We start from the raw sequence: 17456 nt of genomic DNA on the forward strand, positions 1-17456 counted from the left end.
TCTGCCGCCGCTTAGCTCGAGCGCCTCGTCAGGCGTGATTGTCCCGCGCACTATGGTCATCTACAGCGAGGGTGATCGTGTCTGTCGGCGGCCGCGAGACCCGGACGGCAATCTGATCGAAATCTCGTCCTACGACGAATAGGTTCGTCATCGAATTGCCAAGGCCGTATCGCGCGACGACCGACATTAGGCCGGCGTCCGCCCTCTAAGCGATGGGCGGGCCGGGAAGCGGATCGATCGCCAGCACGAGACGACGTTCGCCAGTAGCGCTGATTGGTGGCGAGCGGTGGAGAATGGTGGGCGGGTCGAGCAGCAACCGCCCCTTGAACACAGCCACCGCGCCGGTCGGCACCTCGCAGACGGCATCGGCGGCATCGGCGCGGCACCACTGGGTGCCAGGCCCGATATAGCTGCACAGCAGCCGCAGCGTCACGAAGTCGGCGTGGAAGCGGCGGCAGGCATCGGTTTCGACGACTTCGAGTCGCAGCCGCAACCGATCCTCGCCGATCAGCGCGGCATGGCGCCGCACCAACAGTCCGATATCTTCAGCAAGCAGCGTCGCGACCGGATCGGCATAGCTCGCGTCGGCAAGTGCGCCATCGATCGCCTCTCCGGCGGCGAGGTCGAGCGACACATCATCGACTGTGTCGAGGTCGAGAAATGCCAGCGCGGCGCGCAGCGCGTCCGGCAGCGACCGCCACCAGATGGCCAAAGCGGCATCGGGCCGCGCAATCGCGTCGAGCGAAGAGCGATCATGGCCGAGCACCACGATGTCATCAGGCATGACGAGCGTCATTCTGCCGCCTCCGGCTGGCGCTTGCCCCAGCCCGGGAACGGATCGCGCAAGCCGGACCACAGTGCCGGGGTGAAGGCGGCGGCGGGCACGAGGCAGGCGTCGAGTCGCGTGCGAATCCTTGCCTCGTCCATGCCGATGCCGATGAACACCAGCTCCTGCCGCCGATCGCCCCAGATCATATCCCAATGCCTGGCGACGAACTCCTCGAACCGGCCATCGTCGGGCCATTGGTGTTTGGGGATCGACGCCCACCAGCGACCCATGCGCGCAGTTTCGGTCTGGCTGCCCGCCACCGCCAGCTCGCCGACCCAGTCGGGGCGCGTCGCCAGCCAGAAATGCCCCTTGGCACGCACGACGTGATCTAGGCCACCATCGGTCAGGAAGGCATGGAACTTCGCCGGATCGAACGGCGCGCGTGTGCGGTAGACGAAGCTCTCGATGCCATATTCCTCGGTCTCGGGCTGGTGATGGGCATAGCCGTACAGCTCCTTGGCCCAGAGCGGATGGCGCGACGCCTTCTCCTCGTCGAACAGCCCGGTGGCGAGGACGAGATCGAGATCGATGCGGGAATGGTCGGCCGCGACGATCACCGCATCGGCATTGAGGCTGGCGACCAGTTTCGTGACCACCCCGAGCTGCTCGGCCGACACCGACGAGGCCTTGTTGACGATCACCACATCGGCGAATTCGATCTGCTCGACCAGCAGGCCGACCAGGCTGCGCGTATCGTCCTGGCCCATGCTTTCGCCGCGATCGGCGAGGAAGTCCTGGCTGGAATAATCGGCGAGCAGGTTCACCGCATCGACCACCGTCACCATCGTGTCGAGCCGCGCGACATCGCCCAGCGATACGCCGTCCTCGTCGCGGAACGAGAAGGTGGTGGCGACGGGCAGCGGCTCGGAGATGCCGGTGCTCTCGATCACCAGATAGTCGAACCGTCCTGCCTCGGCGAGCGTGCGCACCTCCGCCAGCAGGTCGTCGCGCAGCGTGCAGCAGATGCAGCCATTGGTCATCTCGACCAGCGCTTCCTCCGACCGCGACAGTGCCGCCTCTCCACCGCGCACCAGGTCGGCGTCGATATTCACCTCCGACATGTCGTTGACGATCACCGCCACCCGCCGCCCCTCGCGGTTCACCAGGATGTGGTTGAGCAGGGTCGTCTTTCCGGCCCCGAGGAAACCGGACAGCACCGTCACCGGCAGGCGGGTGTCTTGCAGAATATGGCTTGCCATGTTTGTCTCTTTGGCAGGTAATGTTACAACGTAACATTGCCATTAGCTTCAGCGGATGTCCAGTAGCTCCCCGATCACAGGCGATCGCCCGCCTTGCTGGCTCGACGTGACCACCTCGATCCTGCGTCTGATCCATTGTCCCTTCCACCAGTCACGATCCTTTTTGGGAAAGCGGGCGGGGTAGCGGGCAGGACCAAGGCTAATCACCTCCTGCATTGCGAGAGTGAATGAATTGCATGAGCTTGGCAGCCGAAAAGAGGCCGGGAATGACCGGACGTGGATCTCGTAGCTCGCCGCCGCTTCGCCAGCCTCCACATCCGGCTCGATGTAGGTACGGAGGGGCGAGGTGCCGCAGCAAGGACCGACACCATCCGGTCCCTTCTAGCTCCCAGTGATGGAACGGCTGACGCGTCCCTCGGCGTCAAGGAAGTCGATCGCCGCCTTTCCGTCTGCGGTCACGCGCACCTCCAGCCGTTTTCGGCCGGTCGCGTCACGCATCGTCAAGATCGACGATTTGTCCAGCGCCCTTCCCAAGAACGCGCGCGGCGTCACCGCAGCACCCGCCGCGCGCACGGCTGCGTCGCGGGTGCCGCTCGGCGGTTCCTGCACCAGTTGTGCTACCGCGGGGAAATCAACTGGCTGATCGGGGCGGTCGTTGATCGCAAGCCCGACCTGGCGATCTTTGCCATCCTCGGTGCTGCTGAGCGCAAGCGTCTGGTCCTGTCGCCAGCGATCGAACGACAATGCGCCCAGATTAGTCGGTTTGCCGTCCTTCAGTGCCCCGGAGAATACAAGTCCGCCGTTCTCGGTGCCTTCGTCATTGTAGAACAGCATGCCGGCCTGCGGTCGATCGGGATGTGGAGTCTCACGACCGGCAACGATGATCCCGGGCATCCGGCTGCGGGACGCGACGGTCATGCGCAGCGTGCCGTCCGGCTCCCGGACGTTGATCCGTTCGACGTCGATCGTTTCGAACGCCGCGACCTTTGAACCAGTGTTCGCTCCAAGAAGCAGCCACGCGGTGGCGAGGGTCATCACAGCAGCGTACCCGCCCAATGCCCGAGACGCATCCACTCTCATCTCTTCCTCCCGTTCTATCGTGCCATACGGAGCGGAACGGATGTCGAGCACCGTCGGAGACAATGCGCCGACTTCGCTCCGTCCCGAACCTAAAGCATTGATATACTACGGGTCAGGCACTTGTTTTAGCTTCGAGTTCTCGGTCTTTTCCCCGCCGCGTGCCGCAACGTACTCGGACACGAACCAGCGGCCGGTTTGGGGTGGCAGGCGACCCGGGCTGAGTGACGGCAACCGGGTCAGAATACTTGGATGCCGGACCTCGCGACAGGCAGCGATCTGACCCTGGTTCCATCCGCTGCCGCAAGTGCGTTAGCGAGCGCGGCAGCGGTCGGCCCCTGCGCGCACTCGCCCGTCCCGAGGAACGGCGTGCCTGGCCGGTCCACGACGTCGACCACGACGCTACGTGGTGCGTCGCCGAAGCGGAGGATGGGATAGGTGCTCCAGTCGTAGTCGGTTCCGCTGGTGGGCGATCACCGCCGGTCGAATGCAATCGTCTCGCCTGTAGCGAACGGCGGGCTTACCATGGCTTCGTACCAATCGGCACGGACGCCCGGCAGTTCAGATAGGTGCGTGATGAGGTCTGGTCAGCTAGTCTCTTCCTCATGGAAGGTCTATACATGTCCTGCGACTTTAACGTCGCAGCAGATCAAATCTATCTTGAGTCCATTTCGCTTGTAGAAGACCACCGCACAGACATTAGGTAGCGATAACTGAGCTAGGACGGCTGGAGTGGTTGTCACCTTTAATTTGTGCCTTGATTAATGAACGGCTGAAATTGGACCGTGCAACGGTAACTAAGGACGGCGAACCTTTGTCGTCAACGTAAGGTCCGGTCTTCGGTGCAAAGCTGACGTTTGCCTTGACGTTGCGTTGGGCGACGCGGATGGCGTCGCGTTCGGGTTGGCTAAGAGGCGGTCTCATCTTGGTCCCGGCGGCAATTGTCCTGCGAGGAATGGCAGAACGTCGGCCTGATAAGCTGGCTGTGATCGGAGCGATTGCCGCTGCTATCGCCACGATCGCCATCGGATGGGTGTTCGCCATTGAGCGCGAGCGCTAGCCGGTCGTCCGCCTGTGGGCGTCAGTGGCCGCGAAAGATGGCGATCAGAACGCATGTCGTCACGCCCGTCGCTGTTATCAAAAGCCATAGACGCCAATTTTCGCGGTTCGGCCCGCCGGTTGCGATTAAGTATTCGAGGGATGAGTTGATCAACACCGTTCAACTTTTGCCGCCGTCGGTATCAATATCTTACGGATTAGCAGGTATTCGGAAGGGAGCGCAAGCAGACGTCGGCGTACGGGATGGGCGGGGCTTCTGTTCGACCGGTACCGTTGCCCTCGTGGAATGCCGATGGCGAAGGATAGATTGCCTAGCGCGACTGCCGTGATTTCGCCACGTAAGGATTATCCACCGCAACACCCGAACTTTCCTATCGCCTATCGCCTATCGCTAGGGCGCGGGGTGAGGTTTTTTGGGGCCTTTAATGACTTCTTGGTGGCATGAGGCTCGGCACGGACACGCTGCCTAGACTTGCTATACTCGCGTTCTTTCCATTGCTCGGTGCCACTGTGAATGCCAACCGAACGTGGGTCTGACGCATACGAACCTAAGGCTTGGGCAGCCAAGACAGGAAAAGGGGCCATGCCAAATAGCAGGGTCGCGATTGTCGCCGTTTTCACGATGTATCACCTTCGCTCGCTGTGAAGCAGCTCCTATATCAATTAGGGTGCGAGGCAACTAGCACGAGGGTTGGTAAGCAAGCGCCTGGTCAATGACTTGGAGATTGGATCTCGGGCCAATGAGCATGTCCGCAATGTTCAAGGTCGCATAACGCACCCGATTTCGCGCGATGCTCGTTCCGCCGACGACATTCTGGAGTGACCGCATGGACCTGACCGGCATCGTGACTGCCATCGCCGACGAAATTGACGCGAAGGCGCTGGAGATCGAGGGCTCGGCCGATGCGAAGAACCCCGACGCGGAGCCGGGCGGCTTTGGCATGGCGATCGTGCCCGTCGACGGCCCCGTCGTTCAAGTGGGTGCGATCGACACCTTCCCGATCCAGAGCATCTCGAAGGTGCTAGCGCTCAACCTTGCTCTATGCGAGCGGGGGGATGCCGTATTCGAGCGGGTGGGACGCGAGCCGTCCGGCGATCCCTTTAACTCGATCGTGGATCTGGAGCGAACAAGCGGCCTACCGCGCAACCCCTTCATCAACGCCGGCGCGCTCGTCATCGCCGACATGCTGGTAGAGCAAAGCGGCGGCCCCGACTCGGTGGTTGACTTCGTCACCGAGCAACTCGACGGCAATATTGTCCCGCTCGATGACGATGTGTTGCACGAAGGCGGCGACCTCAATCGGGCAATGCTCAGCTTCATGCGCCACCACGGCAACGTCCGCTCGGACAGCGAGTCGGTAATGCACGCCTATGTGCGGCAGTGCGCGATTATGGTCGACTGCGAAGGACTGGCGAGGGCCGGTCACTTCTTAGCTCATACTCGGCTCGCCGGAAAGGACGACGCCGGTCAGGTTGAGGCGAAACGCATGCGCACGGTTCTCGCGCTTATGATGACCTGCGGGCACTACGACGGCTCGGGCGACTTCGCGGTGCGGGTGGGGCTGCCGGCCAAGAGCGGCGTAGGCGGCGGCATTTTGGCGGTCGCTCCCGAGGTTGCATCCATTGCCGTATGGTCGCCAAATCTAGACCAGCACGGCAACTCGATACTTGGAATTCGCGCGCTCGAGATGCTGGCGGCGCGCACCGGTTGGTCAGTGTTTGGACCGCCGCTCAGCTCAAATGGCCGACCTTCCTAGCGCAAGAAGTTGACGCCCATCGCCCTGAACGATCGTCCGAAGCTGGGCACGCGAGCATCGATCCCCTAGTGACCGAAATCGGGTCTTTACCCCGGCGATGCGGGGGCTGTGACTACAATGGTGGCGGGGCCATCGACGTAAGCGAATGGGGCGCCTAAACGGTCTTCATAGCCAGCCGGGGTGCAGGATTATAGTAACAGGGTCCGCCAGGATACGACTTGCGACCGTCGCGGCGCCGGGCGCAATGCCACCGGTGATCTGGTTAGGTATCACAATCATTCTCACGATCGTCGACGCCTTTGGCGTCGCTACGGCGTTCGGATTAATGCTCGCGCTGGTTTTTTGGGGCGCACTGGTCGCCGTAAACATGCTCGGCTGGTCCGCTTGGCGACGATCACTGCCGGGGAAGCGTGACAGCGCCGGCCGTACGGCGCTTGGGGCCCTCGTCCTTAATTTGCTGCTCCCGATCGAGGTGCCGCTGCTCTATCGCCTGATGGGGCGGGGAGACGCCTCAGTTGATTGGAAACCGTTCGCTTATGGTCTGCTGGTGACGGGCTTCGTCACGGTCCTGCTCCGCGCCACGCGCGCGCGGCATACGCCGGCCGGGCAGGACGACGAGGTGGCCGACACTGCTCGCTCGCCAGCGATGCCGGCAACGAGTTTCGGCATTCTCGCCCGCGCCGGCATTGATCCGGCCGACCTCCTCTCGGTTCGGGCCGAAGACCATTACTGCCGCCTCGCGGTACGCGGTGGGGGGACGCTGCTGGTCCATTATCGCTTCCGCGATGCGGTCGGCGATCTTGCCGACGTGCAAGGTGCTCAGGTCCACCGCGGGGCATGGGTCGCCGATCGCGCCGTCACGGGCAGCGAGCGCACCGGGCGGCGCTGGTCGCTGCAGCTCGTCGACGGGTCGCGCGTGCCGGTCAGCGAGACCAGCATTGCACTGTGTCGTGCGCGTGGCTGGCTGGAGCGCGGTGGACTGGCGTAACGCCAGACCGGTTTCGCGAAATTTGTATCTATCCGGCGCAATCACACCTTACCGAACCGCGATCCGCCGACCATCACCGCTCCCGTATTGGGGAAAGGGGACGGGCGATGGGAGGAATATCGACAATCGGTGCGGCGCATGTTTCGATGGGAAGCGTGGCGCTGGTCAGCGCCGCCGCCGTGTTGATGTTGGCCAAGGGGGCAGCGCGGCACGGGCGCGTTGGCAGAGTCTATGCCGCCGCGATCCTCGCGATCAATGGCACCGCTCTGTCGATGTACGACCTTACAGGGCGACCCAACGTCTTTCACGTCATCGCGCTCGTCAATCTCGCTACGCTGGCGATGGGACTGCTGGCGCTACGTCGGTGGCGTCGAACGCATGAACCCGGCGACCTCGTCACCCACCAGCGACGGATGGCGATGAGCTATGTCGGCGTGTGGATGGCCTTCGTCACCGAACTGCTGGTCAATCCTATGATGGGCGTCAGCCGAATGAGCGACCCGCGCAGCCACTGGCCATTGATGATCGCACTGAACCTTGCGCTTTTCGTCGCTGGTGGCTGGCTGGTGCTGACGCGCCTGACCGTTACGACGGTGCGGGCATGACGCCGGGGTCATCCGCGGGTCTGCGCCTGCCGCCCGCCGACGTCGTCGCGCTGACGGCGCTGGCCTGGGTAGCAGCGGCCGCGCTGCACGAGGGCGTGGGGCATGGCCTCGCCTGCACCGCGTTGGGGGGGCATCCGTCGAACTGGAGCACCTTCCACTTCGGCTGCGACCCACAACCCATGTCGCTGTGGGGCCGGCGGATCGTCGCAGGAGCGGGAACCGCGGTCAACGTCATCCTCGCCGCGCTTGGTTGGCTCGTCTGGCGAGGGAGCAGCGTGCTGAGGGGCCGGCTTGCAGGTTGGATCGTGTTCGCGCTCAACGGATTGACCACCTTCGGCTATCTCGTCTTCTCCGCAGTCCTCGGGATCGGCGATTGGAACGGGCGCGGAGTGATGACCGGGGTGGCCGATCCTGTTCTCGCCCGTGTCGCGCCCGCGGTTATTGGCGTCGCCGGTTACTATGCCGTTGTTCGCCTCGCCGCAGGAATGCTGTCGCCCATGCTCAACGGTGCAGATGTCGCTGCGCAGGCACGGCGGTATTCAGTCATCGCGTGGATGACGACAGGGGTGATCTCGCTAGCCGCTGCGCTCGCTGCGGGCAGCGACTGGCGCTCTACGATCGGCGCGTCGATCGGGGTCGCACTCGGCGGTAATGCCGGCCTGTTGAGCATGGGTCGGTTCATTAAGCCAACGGCTGCCGCATCGACAACCACCCTTCCGCCGAATTGGCTGCTGCGGGTGGCTGCTATCCTCGGGACGGTAGCGTTTGTCGCGATCCTGGGGCCGGGGATCGCCTTGTAGCGCAACGGACTAGGGGCTTCGCCGAGTGGTCACGGGACTGCCTCCCCCTTGGACATGAACCAGTGTCTGAAGTTGAGAAGCGGGGGAGGGCATCCGAATGGCCGAAATGGGCATGGCGGCCGAGGGGAGGGCGGCCGCTCCCGCCCCGCATTCCGACATTCTGCTGCGGAGCTGATCTGATACTGGAGGCGGCGTCGATCCGCAGCACGGCGACCATTATTCACCTTGTACCGATCGGTAAATGTTGGTACCGATCGGTACAAAGGGACGTACGAGTAAGGGACATCGACCGTGCGCTCAACCGCTGTGCCAACGGTGTTTTCCCAAGTGCCGGCGCTTGCTCACGCTTTCCGTATGCCGAAAGGATCAGAGATGTCCCGTCCACCGCTCCCTCCGTTCACGCATGACTCCGCCGTCGAGAAGGTTCGCCTGGCGGAGGATGGTTGGAACACGCGTGATCCGGCGAAAGTCGCGCTCGCCTACACGCTGGATACCCGCTGGCGTAATCGGGTCGAGTTCGCGACGAACCGGGATGAGGCTCAAGCCTTTTTGACCCGCAAGTGGAACAAGGAACATGAATATCGGCTCATCAAAGAGCTCTGGGCCTTCACCGGCAACCGGATCGCCGTACGCTATGCGTATGAATATCGGGATGATGGCGGTCAGTGGTTTCGTGCCTACGGCAACGAGAATTGGCTGTTCGTCGAGGACGGCCTGATGTCGGACCGCCATGCCAGCATCAACGAGATGCTGATCGCCGAAGCGGACCGGAAGTTTCGCTGGCCGCTGGGTCGGCGTCCGGACGACCATCCGTCGCTGAGCGATCTGCACCTATGAGGCCGAAGCGCGTCCTGACGGATCGCGCACGCGCACTTCCGGCTTTGGCGGAAGCCTTCCGCGAGCACGGCTACGACGGCGCAAGCCTTACCGTGCTCTCGAAGGCGACGGGCCTGGGCAAGGGCAGCCTCTACAACTTCTTTCCCGGCGGGAAGGAGGAGATGATGGCAGCCGTGCTCGACGATATCGACCAGTGGTTCGCTGAAGCAATCTTCCGGCCATTGGAAGAGAGCACGGACCCAGCCCAGGCGATCGCGGTTATGCTCGACGTCGTCTCTACCTATTTTCTGTCCGGAAGACGGGTCTGCGTCGTGGGCAGCCTCGGTCTGAATTCCTCTGGCGAGCTTTTTGCGAGCCGAGTTAGGCAGTATTTCGCGCGCTGGATTGTCGCTCTCGCCGGCTGCCTTGAAAAGGGCGGCGTCGCGCCTGTAACGGCAACGGATCTCGCGGAAGAGGCGGTTTCCAGCATCCAGGGAGCGATTGTTCTAACCCGCGCGCTCAATGAAGAAGCCGCGTTTCGACGCATCATCGCTCGACTTCGATCTCTGTTGATTGATGCCATCAACCACAAGCGCTGATCGATATTCCCGGCGAATGTCCGCCCCCCGATAGAAGATACTAAGCTTCCTAGCATTGTGGTAAGTGACCCACTTTAGAGCGATGAACGAACGGCAGAAAGCGGGAAGCAGCCTCGCAGCCGCGAACGGCCGTTTCATGGGTTTGTCCGCCTTTGATCGGCGGAGGGGCTGTAGGACTTCGGGGCTACCGGTTGCGGCGATCGACAGGCCTCGTAGGCCGTTACCCGAAAGCTACGGACGTTTAGATCCAGCGCTGTCTTGTCGGGAGCGGGGCAGGGCTGTCCCGCAGGCGGCACCTGGTCGGCAGGGCGGAGCCTTCCACCCTGACATTTCGGCTTGCAGGGCCAATAGGATTTGGGCGGCGTAGGTCCCGCGCTCGTCTTGGCTCAGAATGCCGTCATGATCCGTATCGGCGTCGGCGAACGATCGATCTGCGCCTTCAACGGCTTCTTTGAGCGATATCCGTCCGTCATGGTCGGCATCCGCCAAGTCAAACTGTCGGCGAGCAACCCGGCTCTCGACGGATGGGGCGGGGAGGGCCCCCTTTGGGACCACCATTGAATGTGCTGTCGTGCTAAGCTCTTGAAAGGTGACGTAGCCATCGTGATTGGCGTCCATTCTCTCGTGAAGCGCGATTGCAGCCGATCTGTTCTGTACACGGGTTTGACCGACGGCCGCGGACATGCCGATGAATAAGGAAAGCAGGACCATATGGGATGGTGTGGGCCACCGAGAGTGACAAGATGATGACCGGTATATGGAGATTGTCGCTCTCATCCTTGCCGGCAAGCCACAATCCGCTACCGCCAAAAAAGGCCAATCAATCGACCGATGTAACCCTCGATGATCTGCAACTTACGATATAAACCAATGGCAGGAGCTGGAACGCTGGCGGGCCGCTCGGAACGACCGGTTCTGGTCCCTCCGTATCAGGCTGCCGAGTGCCATCGCTCTCCCTGAGCTTCGCAGCGGAGAGCGATGGGCATCATTCAAGCGGTTGCGCCGCCATCGATGTTGATCGTGGTACCGGTGATATAGCTTGCATCCGGTCCGGCGAGGAATGCGACCGCGCCCGCGATCTCCTCGACCTTGCCGTAGCGGCCGAGCGGGATGGCTTGCAGCACCTGCCCCGCGAACTCGCTGTCGGCGGGGTTCATGTCGGTGTCGATCGGTCCCGGCTGCACGGTGTTGACCAGGATGCTGCGCGGAGCGAGATCCTTCGCCCAGCCCCGTGCCAGCGCCGCGACCGCCGCCTTGGTAGCGCTGTAGACCGTGGTCGCGGGGAAGGCCATTTCGCCCGAGATGCTGCCGATCAGGATGATCCGGCCGCCATCGCTGAGATGCGGCAGCGCGGCGCGCGTGCCGACATGCAAACCCTTCACATTGACGTCGAACTGGCGGTCATAGGTCTCGTCGGTATCGTCGGTAACGATGGAAAATTCGGCCACGCCGGCATTGTGGACGAGGATGTCGATCCCGCCAAGGGCAGCGGCGGCCTGCTCGACGCCCGCGCGCTGCGATACTGGATCGGCGGCATTGGCCTGGAAGGCGAACGCCGTGCCGCCGACGCTTTCGATCTGCGCTACGGTGGCGTCTGCGGCGGCCTTGTTGCCGGCATAGGTGATCGCGACGCTCGCGCCATCCGCTGCCAGTCGCTTGGCGATCGCCGCACCGATGCCGCGCGATCCGCCCGTGACTAGCGCCTTCTTGCCCTGAAGTGACATGTGCTTTCTCCAAAAGTGTCGCCGGCGATTGCGATGTCGTGTGCTGCCGGCAGGCAGGAAGATGGCGTGCCGTTCCAACGGTTCAATATTCCCGAACTATTAAATTCACGGCGGTGCCCTATATTCCCATGCATGGCCCGCTTCACCCACCCCCGGCTGGAGGACGTTCCGCTCGATCTGGCGCTGCATGCGCTGGCAGATACCAATCGGCTTGGCATGGTGGCACGGCTTGCGGAGACCGAGCGGCTGAGTTGCACGGACGCGGCGCCATGCGAGACGATCCCCAAAAGCACGCTGTCGAACCACCTCAAATTGCTGCGCGCCGCGGGACTGATCGAGACGACGCAGGCCGGGCGCGAGATGATCAACACGCTGCGGCGCGACGACTTCGATAAGCGCTTTCCCGGCCTGCTCGACGCGGTCCTCGCCAACCGGCCCGCCTAATTCTCGCCAAACGCGTCAAGCTCGGTTGGCGCGGCGGATCAGCTCTTGAACGAGGCGGTCGCGGGTGGTGGATATATATCTCTATCCAAGGATTGGCTTTGGCCGGCGCTGGACAGCGGCACACCCGAGGCGGTGCTGCGTGACAAAGCGGTTTATTCGCTCACATGAATGGGCGGCATGTTTCGGGAAGCGAGAAGGGACGTGCGAACCGCCGGGACAGGGTCCCCACCGCCGCATTGAGTCTTGCTCTGGTCTGCCGGCAGTCAAGCGGTTGCGATCTCACTGCCGGCAGCAGGCGTACGCTGTAACAGTTTCCATTTCGGCCGGACGAAGTGACACGTGTATTCGTTGGGTCTCCGTTCGAGATAATCCTGATGTTCCGGCTCGGCCTCCCAGAAATCGCCTGCCGGGGATAGTTCGGTGACGACCTTGCCCGACCAGAGCCCCGACGCTGGCCGGCGGCATTTTTTCTGCCGTGGTGTGCAACCGCGCATTCGAGAGCAGCTGGACGATCGACACCGCCGATGGGCAACACGCAATTGCAGTCAATCCAGTGCTCCGCTTGTTCTCGCTGGTGATGATCCGGGATGCGGCGCGTCATGGTGCCGGCGTGGCGCGCTTACCCCTGTCGCTGGTCAGCCGGGACATCACACGAGGGCGGCTGATCGTGTGGGGCGATGTCCAGAGCTCACGCATCGCGCTATGGGCGCTTTACCCCTCGCGTCGCTTGCTGAACGCCAGGGTGTCGGCATTCTTGGAGTTCCTGCGGCAATCCTTTCCGAACGGGACGGCCGAGGAACTTGCAGCCTATCTGGATGATCGGTGCTGACCTCCAGCAGCTAGCCGGTCACGACGGGTCACCTCCACGAATGACGGCTTTCGGGCGGCGCCTGCCTGGCGACGAATGGCAGGATGTGGATCGGGCCAGCCAAAGTGCCCGCCTGAAAGCGAGCACGGCAATCCATGATAGTCGTGCGACTTATTCGCTCCCGTTCGTTGGGCGGGTGAGGAGTAACATGCCGATGACCCGTCGCATTCTTATCACCGGCGCGAGCGTCGCCGGCAACACCGCTGCCTGGTGGCTGGGGCGCACTGGCTTCGGCGTCACCGGATTCGAGGGCACGCCCGGATTTCGCGATGGCGCCCAAAACATCGACGTGCGCGGTGTCGGCCGCGAGGTGTTGCGCCGCATGGCGCTGGAGCAGGCGGCATTGGACCTGAGTACGGGCGAAGAGGGCACCGCCTCGGTGAACAAGAACCGCAAGATCAAGGCGGAGTTTCTATTCAACGATACGGTTGCCGACGGTCCTACCGCGGAGGTGGAGATCTCGCGTAGCGACCTCGACCGGCTGCTCTACGAACCGGCACGCGAGCATGCGCCCTACCGGTTCCGGCCGCACCTGCAGCGGTTGCCGGCCCGGCGTGAGGCGCTGACATGAGGCCGCGTCCAGATCCGGTGGCGTCCGGTCAGGAAAGCGTGTGGCGTTATCCCCGACCCGCCATCGCCGAGCCCAGCGATCGGCACATCCGCATCGAACATCACGGCGTCCTCGTCGCGGACACCCATGCGGCCGTCCGGACGCTGGAAACCAGCCATCCGCCGACCTGGTATCTGCCGCCGGTCGATCTGACGCCCGGCCTCCTGCGACGGTCGGAGCGACAATCGTTCTGCGAGTGGAAGGGCCATGCGGTCTACTGGCACCTGATGATCGGCGGCGAGCTCTTGCGCGACGTGGCGTGGAGCTATCCCGATCCGACGCCGGGCTTCGCCGTGATGCGCGACCATGTCGCCTTCTACGCCGGTCCGCTCGATCACTGCACGGTCGACGGTGAACAGGTCCGTCCCCAGCCGGCCGGCTTCTACGGCGGGTGGATCACGTCCGACCTCGCCGGGCCATTCAAGGGCGCGCCGGGCAGCATGGCATGGTGACGCCCCCTCTGCCCCCCGGCCTTCACGACTGGTGGGAGGCACCGCGCGTGCGGGCGTTGAACGAGCGCGTAGGGAAGCCTGACGGTCGCTACGTTCTCTGCTGGCTCCAGCAGGCGCTGCGCGCGCGCGATAATCCCGTGATCGATGCGAGCATCCGGCTCGGTAACGCACTTGGGCTCCCGGTGCTGGTCTATCATGGCGTACGCGAGGATTATCCTTACGCCTCCGACCGGCTGCATCGCTTCATCCTGGGAGCCAGCCGCGATTTGGGGACCGAATGCCGCGACCGCGGCCTCGCCTGTGTTCAGCACGTCGACAGGGCCGGCCACCGGGAAAAAGGCCTCGTCCATCGCCTCGGGGCCGAGGCGGCGGCGATCGTGCTGGAGGATCAGCCGACCTTCGTCGCGCGCTGGCAGGCCGGGCGGGTCGCAATCCGCACCGCCGTGCCCGTCTACGCGGTCGATGCCGCCTGCCTGGTGCCGCCGGCGGTGCTGGGTGACGGCATCGGCGGCCGGTCGGCCTTTCTGCGCCGCCACGAGCCCGAGCGTGACGGCTGGATGAAAACGCAAGACGTGGTGCCGCAGCTGCCGGTCTATACGGGACCGCTGCCGTTCGTCCGGGATGCGTTGGACGCATGCGATCTCGACGGCCTGGTCGCCGGGCTCGCGATCGATCACACGCTGCCGGTCAGCGCCATGCATCCGGCCGGGCGGGGTGCGGCGGCCGACCGGCTGCGTCGCCTGACAACTCAGGTGCTACCCGGCTACGCCTCGACCCGCAACGACGCTACCCGGCCCGACGGCGCGAGCGGGCTGTCGCCCTATCTGCACTTTGGCGTGCTCGGTCCTAGGGAGGTGATGGCCGCCGTCGCTGCCGCTGACGCAGGCAGCCAACACAAGCGCAAATTTGCCGATGAGCTGCTCGGCTGGCGCGAATGGTTCCACTTCCAGGCGCGGGCGCTCGCCGCACCGGAACGCTACGATCGCATACCAGCATGGGCGTTGCAGACGCTCTCAGCTCATGCCGGAGATCCAAGGCCCGAGCTGGAGACGCTGGAGGCGCTGCTTCATGGCGAGACGCGCGACGAAACTTGGAACGCCTGCCAGAGGCAGTTTCTGGCCGACGGGTGGATGCACAACAACCTGCGGATGTACTGGGGCAAGCGCCTCCTGGCGATGACGCCCAGTCCCGAGGCGGCATGGGCAACCGCCTGCTATCTCAACGATCGACTGAGCCTCGATGGTCGCGATCCGTCGACCTACGGCAACATCGCCGCCATGTTCGCCAGCTCCCCGTCAGACCGCGAGCGGCCGATCTACGGCCGCGTCGCGACCCGCGGCGACGGTTCTACCCGCCGCAGGGCGGGCGGCGATGCATGGCTATCGGCCGCCGCGTCAAGGCCTGTCCCGCAGGTATCGACTCCCGTGGAGGTGCCCGTCGATCCGTATCTCACCGGCGAGCCGACGATCTAAAGCATAATGGAATCGGTCTTTAGGGCGTGCGATTTTGCTTTAAGGTCGCTGCGGCGACAGGTTCTCACGCATGTCGGAGGGTCTGTGGCCGACCACCTGACGGGCAGCACGTTCAGTTCGGTTGGTTACCCTCTTCACGCTGCTTGGCGGCGCGCTCCGTCAGCGTTTTCAACGTCTCGTCGAAGCGGCCCTCGCGTTCGGCCTGACGCAGGAACTGGACCTCGTCAACAAGGATTTCGGCTGGCGTAGGTTGCTGGGCGAATTGCATGGCGACAGCATCGGCGAACGCGTCGAGCGGCATGTAGCCTGGTCGGTTCGCCTGTCCTGGCGTGAGGTCGGTCTGCACGCCCGGCGGGGCCAGCTCGATCACCTCGATCTTGCCCGCCAACTGGGTCCGGAGCGAGACTGAGTAGGAGTGGATAGCTGCCTTGGTCGCCGAGTAGGTCGGCGCCGCCACCAGCGGCACATATGCAAGGCCCGAGGTGACCGTGACGATCGCGGCATCGGGCTGACCCATAAGATGGTCGATCAGCGCGTTCGTCAGCCGGATCGTGCCGAGTATATTGATCGCCAGCGTCGCTTCGGCGTCGGCCAGGTCGCGCCGACCCGTCAGATCCTCAAACTTCATGATGCCGGCATTGTTGAACAGCACGTTCAGCGCCGGAAAGTCGGCTACGACCTGCTTGGCGAAATCGTCGACTTGCGCAGCGTCTTCGACATCCAGCGTTATTGTATGGATGCGATCACGCCCATCTGCCGCCCGCTGAAGCGCCTCTTGGCGTCGCCCGGCGATTATGACCGTGTCACCGCGATCATGGAAGCGGTGCGCCAGCGCTTCGCCGATACCGCTGCCTCCACCCGTCATCAGGATCGTGTTGCCGCTAATCTTCATGGTTGATCGCTCCGCATCGGGAAAAGGTCGTCGGCTCAGAATGATCGCCGCACCGGATCGTTCATCGATGCCTGAGCCGGCGCGTCGACATACCTGAACGAGCGACCGAATTCGGTAGAGCCTCAACCTGTCCTGAATGACTGCAACTGGGCGGAAGCGGAAGCGATACCCACCAATCGCCCGTGATCGCATAATGAACGGGTGTCCGAAGATGGTGAGCGCACAAATTGGTTTGGCAGTCGGCTTCCGGGTCCGAACGGTTATGGCCTGCCGAACATCGCTATCATCGATGCCTGCCGTCGATCTATGCGCCAGTGAGGTCGGTGGATGCCGTAAATGTGCAAGAATATCCCGGAATGCTATCGACGGCAGGCAGGGTACGTCGTGCTGAATGGCCGCTCGAAGCGCAAGCGAGACAGCAATCGCTATGCCGGCACTATGAAGAAATCTAAAATCAATCTCGAGATGCTACGTCGCGCGCGATAGCTGAACTGCCACAACAAGGATTGTGGCATGCCTGCTCGACATCGTCTGCAACCCGTCGATTTTGGTCTCCGTGCTGTCGGTGCACTTCTCTGCTGCATCGCCTACGTTGCGATCGCGCATCTCACGGCCATGCACATCCGGCCTCGATCGGCAGGAGCGCTCGCCTACGGCCTGGCCACGGCCGGCTTCTTGGGTGCGAGTGCGGGCAGCACCATGACCGTTCTCGGTCATCATCTCTTCGACGCGATCGAGGTGAGCCAGCGGTGGCAGCACCGGCCGCAAGCCATAACGCAATCGTATCTTCAACCGGAGTTTGCAACTGCGATGGACAGGTCGGATGTCGAGATGCTGGTCGTCGGTATGGATGCCGACGGCGGCTGGACGGTACTAGGCGGCGAAGGGTGGCTGCTCGGACGTTTTCCCACAAGACAAGCGGCCCAGCATTACGCGCGCGACCAGCGGCGGCAGCGTCCGGCCATTTCGATCGCGTCGTCATCGGGCCATCCTCCCCGGCTTGAGGGGCGTCTCAGCCTGGCAAGCGTGCAGCGGCCCAACGGATCTGTCGGGAATGTATGACATGGGCCACCGCCTCTGCGGTCTCGCCACGTTCGTGTTGGGATGTCTCGGATGGCTGCTCGTCATCCACGGCAGGGCGCTATTCAGGCGTGGAGATCGGTCAACGGGTATAGCAGGACGCGCGCCATATCCCAGCTTCCGCTCGAGACTGATAGCGCCGATCACTGCAGCCGGGCGCGCCTACGATACGCGACATGGTGCCT

20 protein-coding genes are annotated in these 17456 nt (G+C 63.4%); 12 read left to right on the top strand and 8 right to left on the bottom strand.

Features of this window, described 5'->3' with window-relative positions; genetic code table 11:
* Positions 1-205: 205 nt before the first annotated feature.
* From MC45_RS01010 to MC45_RS19120, 4 genes are all read right to left on the bottom strand, one after another.
* Complete coding sequence (locus tag MC45_RS01010) at positions 206-796, bottom strand: DUF1826 domain-containing protein (protein ID WP_038658489.1); 591 nt, start codon at positions 794-796, stop codon at positions 206-208.
* On the bottom strand, positions 793-2028 hold the full coding sequence (locus MC45_RS01015; RefSeq protein WP_179944553.1) for a GTP-binding protein: 1236 nt from the start codon (positions 2026-2028) through the stop codon (positions 793-795). Before MC45_RS01015 ends, MC45_RS01010 begins: the two co-directional genes overlap by 4 nt.
* Before the next feature lie 381 nt (positions 2029-2409).
* The gene (locus MC45_RS01020) at positions 2410-3063 is read right to left on the bottom strand and encodes a hypothetical protein (protein ID WP_245640794.1); all 654 of its coding nucleotides are present in this window, start codon (positions 3061-3063) and stop codon (positions 2410-2412) included.
* 741 nt (positions 3064-3804) lie between these two features.
* A complete protein-coding gene (locus tag MC45_RS19120) occupies positions 3805-4149 on the bottom strand; it encodes a hypothetical protein (RefSeq protein WP_156143734.1) in 345 nt (114 codons plus the stop codon).
* An 842-nt stretch (positions 4150-4991) separates the two neighbouring features.
* Between MC45_RS19120 and glsA the strand changes: the two genes are divergently transcribed.
* From glsA to MC45_RS01050, 6 genes are all read left to right on the top strand, one after another.
* Complete coding sequence (glsA, locus tag MC45_RS01025; RefSeq protein WP_038666137.1) at positions 4992-5921, top strand: glutaminase A; 930 nt, start codon at positions 4992-4994, stop codon at positions 5919-5921.
* A 244-nt stretch (positions 5922-6165) separates the two neighbouring features.
* The gene (locus tag MC45_RS18735; protein ID WP_169742504.1) at positions 6166-6909 is read left to right on the top strand and encodes a LytTR family transcriptional regulator DNA-binding domain-containing protein; all 744 of its coding nucleotides are present in this window, start codon (positions 6166-6168) and stop codon (positions 6907-6909) included.
* A gap of 155 nt (positions 6910-7064) precedes the next feature.
* Positions 7065-7514, top strand: coding sequence for a DUF2306 domain-containing protein (locus tag MC45_RS19460; RefSeq protein ID WP_169742505.1), 450 nt, complete (start codon positions 7065-7067; stop codon positions 7512-7514).
* Positions 7511-8314: a hypothetical protein gene (locus MC45_RS01040; RefSeq protein WP_038658495.1), complete on the top strand. Its 804-nt coding sequence runs from the start codon at positions 7511-7513 to the stop codon at positions 8312-8314. Before MC45_RS19460 ends, MC45_RS01040 begins: the two co-directional genes overlap by 4 nt.
* A gap of 372 nt (positions 8315-8686) precedes the next feature.
* Entirely contained in the window at positions 8687-9151 is a 465-nt protein-coding gene (locus tag MC45_RS01045) for a nuclear transport factor 2 family protein (RefSeq protein ID WP_038658498.1), read from the top strand.
* Entirely contained in the window at positions 9148-9729 is a 582-nt protein-coding gene (locus MC45_RS01050; RefSeq protein WP_038658501.1) for a TetR/AcrR family transcriptional regulator, read from the top strand. The genes MC45_RS01045 and MC45_RS01050 overlap by 4 nt, the downstream gene beginning before the upstream one ends.
* A gap of 231 nt (positions 9730-9960) precedes the next feature.
* On the opposite strand, the gene MC45_RS20035 is transcribed toward MC45_RS01050, so the two are convergent.
* Together MC45_RS20035 and MC45_RS01055 are read right to left on the bottom strand one after the other, a co-directional pair.
* Positions 9961-10506 carry an EF-hand domain-containing protein gene (locus MC45_RS20035; protein WP_081974270.1) on the bottom strand — a complete coding sequence of 182 codons (546 nt, stop codon included), beginning with the start codon at positions 10504-10506 and terminating at the stop codon, positions 9961-9963.
* A gap of 212 nt (positions 10507-10718) precedes the next feature.
* On the bottom strand, positions 10719-11453 hold the full coding sequence (locus MC45_RS01055) for a 3-oxoacyl-ACP reductase family protein (RefSeq protein ID WP_038658504.1): 735 nt from the start codon (positions 11451-11453) through the stop codon (positions 10719-10721).
* 132 nt (positions 11454-11585) lie between these two features.
* Between MC45_RS01055 and MC45_RS01060 the strand changes: the two genes are divergently transcribed.
* The gene (locus tag MC45_RS01060) at positions 11586-11897 is read left to right on the top strand and encodes an ArsR/SmtB family transcription factor (protein WP_038658507.1); all 312 of its coding nucleotides are present in this window, start codon (positions 11586-11588) and stop codon (positions 11895-11897) included.
* A gap of 263 nt (positions 11898-12160) precedes the next feature.
* Here MC45_RS01060 and MC45_RS18745 read toward each other — a convergent pair whose 3' ends face one another.
* Positions 12161-12391 (bottom strand): peptide-methionine (S)-S-oxide reductase, encoded by a 231-nt coding sequence (locus tag MC45_RS18745; RefSeq protein WP_425423991.1) that lies wholly within the window; start codon positions 12389-12391, stop codon positions 12161-12163.
* On the opposite strand from MC45_RS18745, the gene MC45_RS01065 reads away from it, so the two are divergent.
* The 4 genes from MC45_RS01065 (at position 12376) to MC45_RS01080 (ending at position 15299) form a co-directional block, all read left to right on the top strand.
* Positions 12376-12726, top strand: a complete 351-nt coding sequence (locus MC45_RS01065) for a LysR substrate-binding domain-containing protein (RefSeq protein WP_245640796.1) — start codon at positions 12376-12378, stop codon at positions 12724-12726. The two genes, MC45_RS18745 and MC45_RS01065, sit on opposite strands and share 16 nt — an antisense overlap.
* A gap of 187 nt (positions 12727-12913) precedes the next feature.
* Positions 12914-13336: a Rossmann-fold NAD(P)-binding domain-containing protein gene (locus MC45_RS01070; RefSeq protein ID WP_052075453.1), complete on the top strand. Its 423-nt coding sequence runs from the start codon at positions 12914-12916 to the stop codon at positions 13334-13336.
* Positions 13333-13827 carry a DUF427 domain-containing protein gene (locus tag MC45_RS01075; protein ID WP_038658510.1) on the top strand — a complete coding sequence of 165 codons (495 nt, stop codon included), beginning with the start codon at positions 13333-13335 and terminating at the stop codon, positions 13825-13827. Before MC45_RS01070 ends, MC45_RS01075 begins: the two co-directional genes overlap by 4 nt.
* Positions 13828-13874: 47 nt before the next feature.
* The gene (locus MC45_RS01080) at positions 13875-15299 is read left to right on the top strand and encodes a deoxyribodipyrimidine photo-lyase (protein WP_245640797.1); all 1425 of its coding nucleotides are present in this window, start codon (positions 13875-13877) and stop codon (positions 15297-15299) included.
* Positions 15300-15411: 112 nt separating this feature from the next.
* Here MC45_RS01080 and MC45_RS01085 read toward each other — a convergent pair whose 3' ends face one another.
* Positions 15412-16191, bottom strand: coding sequence for an SDR family oxidoreductase (locus MC45_RS01085; protein WP_038658515.1), 780 nt, complete (start codon positions 16189-16191; stop codon positions 15412-15414).
* Between the two features lie 513 nt (positions 16192-16704).
* Here MC45_RS01085 and MC45_RS01090 point away from each other — a divergent pair.
* Positions 16705-17253, top strand: coding sequence for a hypothetical protein (locus tag MC45_RS01090; protein WP_156143736.1), 549 nt, complete (start codon positions 16705-16707; stop codon positions 17251-17253).
* The last annotated feature ends 203 nt before the right edge of the window (positions 17254-17456 follow it).

It is taken from the genome of Sphingomonas taxi (genome assembly GCF_000764535.1).
Taxonomy (GTDB): Bacteria; Pseudomonadota; Alphaproteobacteria; order Sphingomonadales; family Sphingomonadaceae; genus Sphingomonas; species Sphingomonas taxi.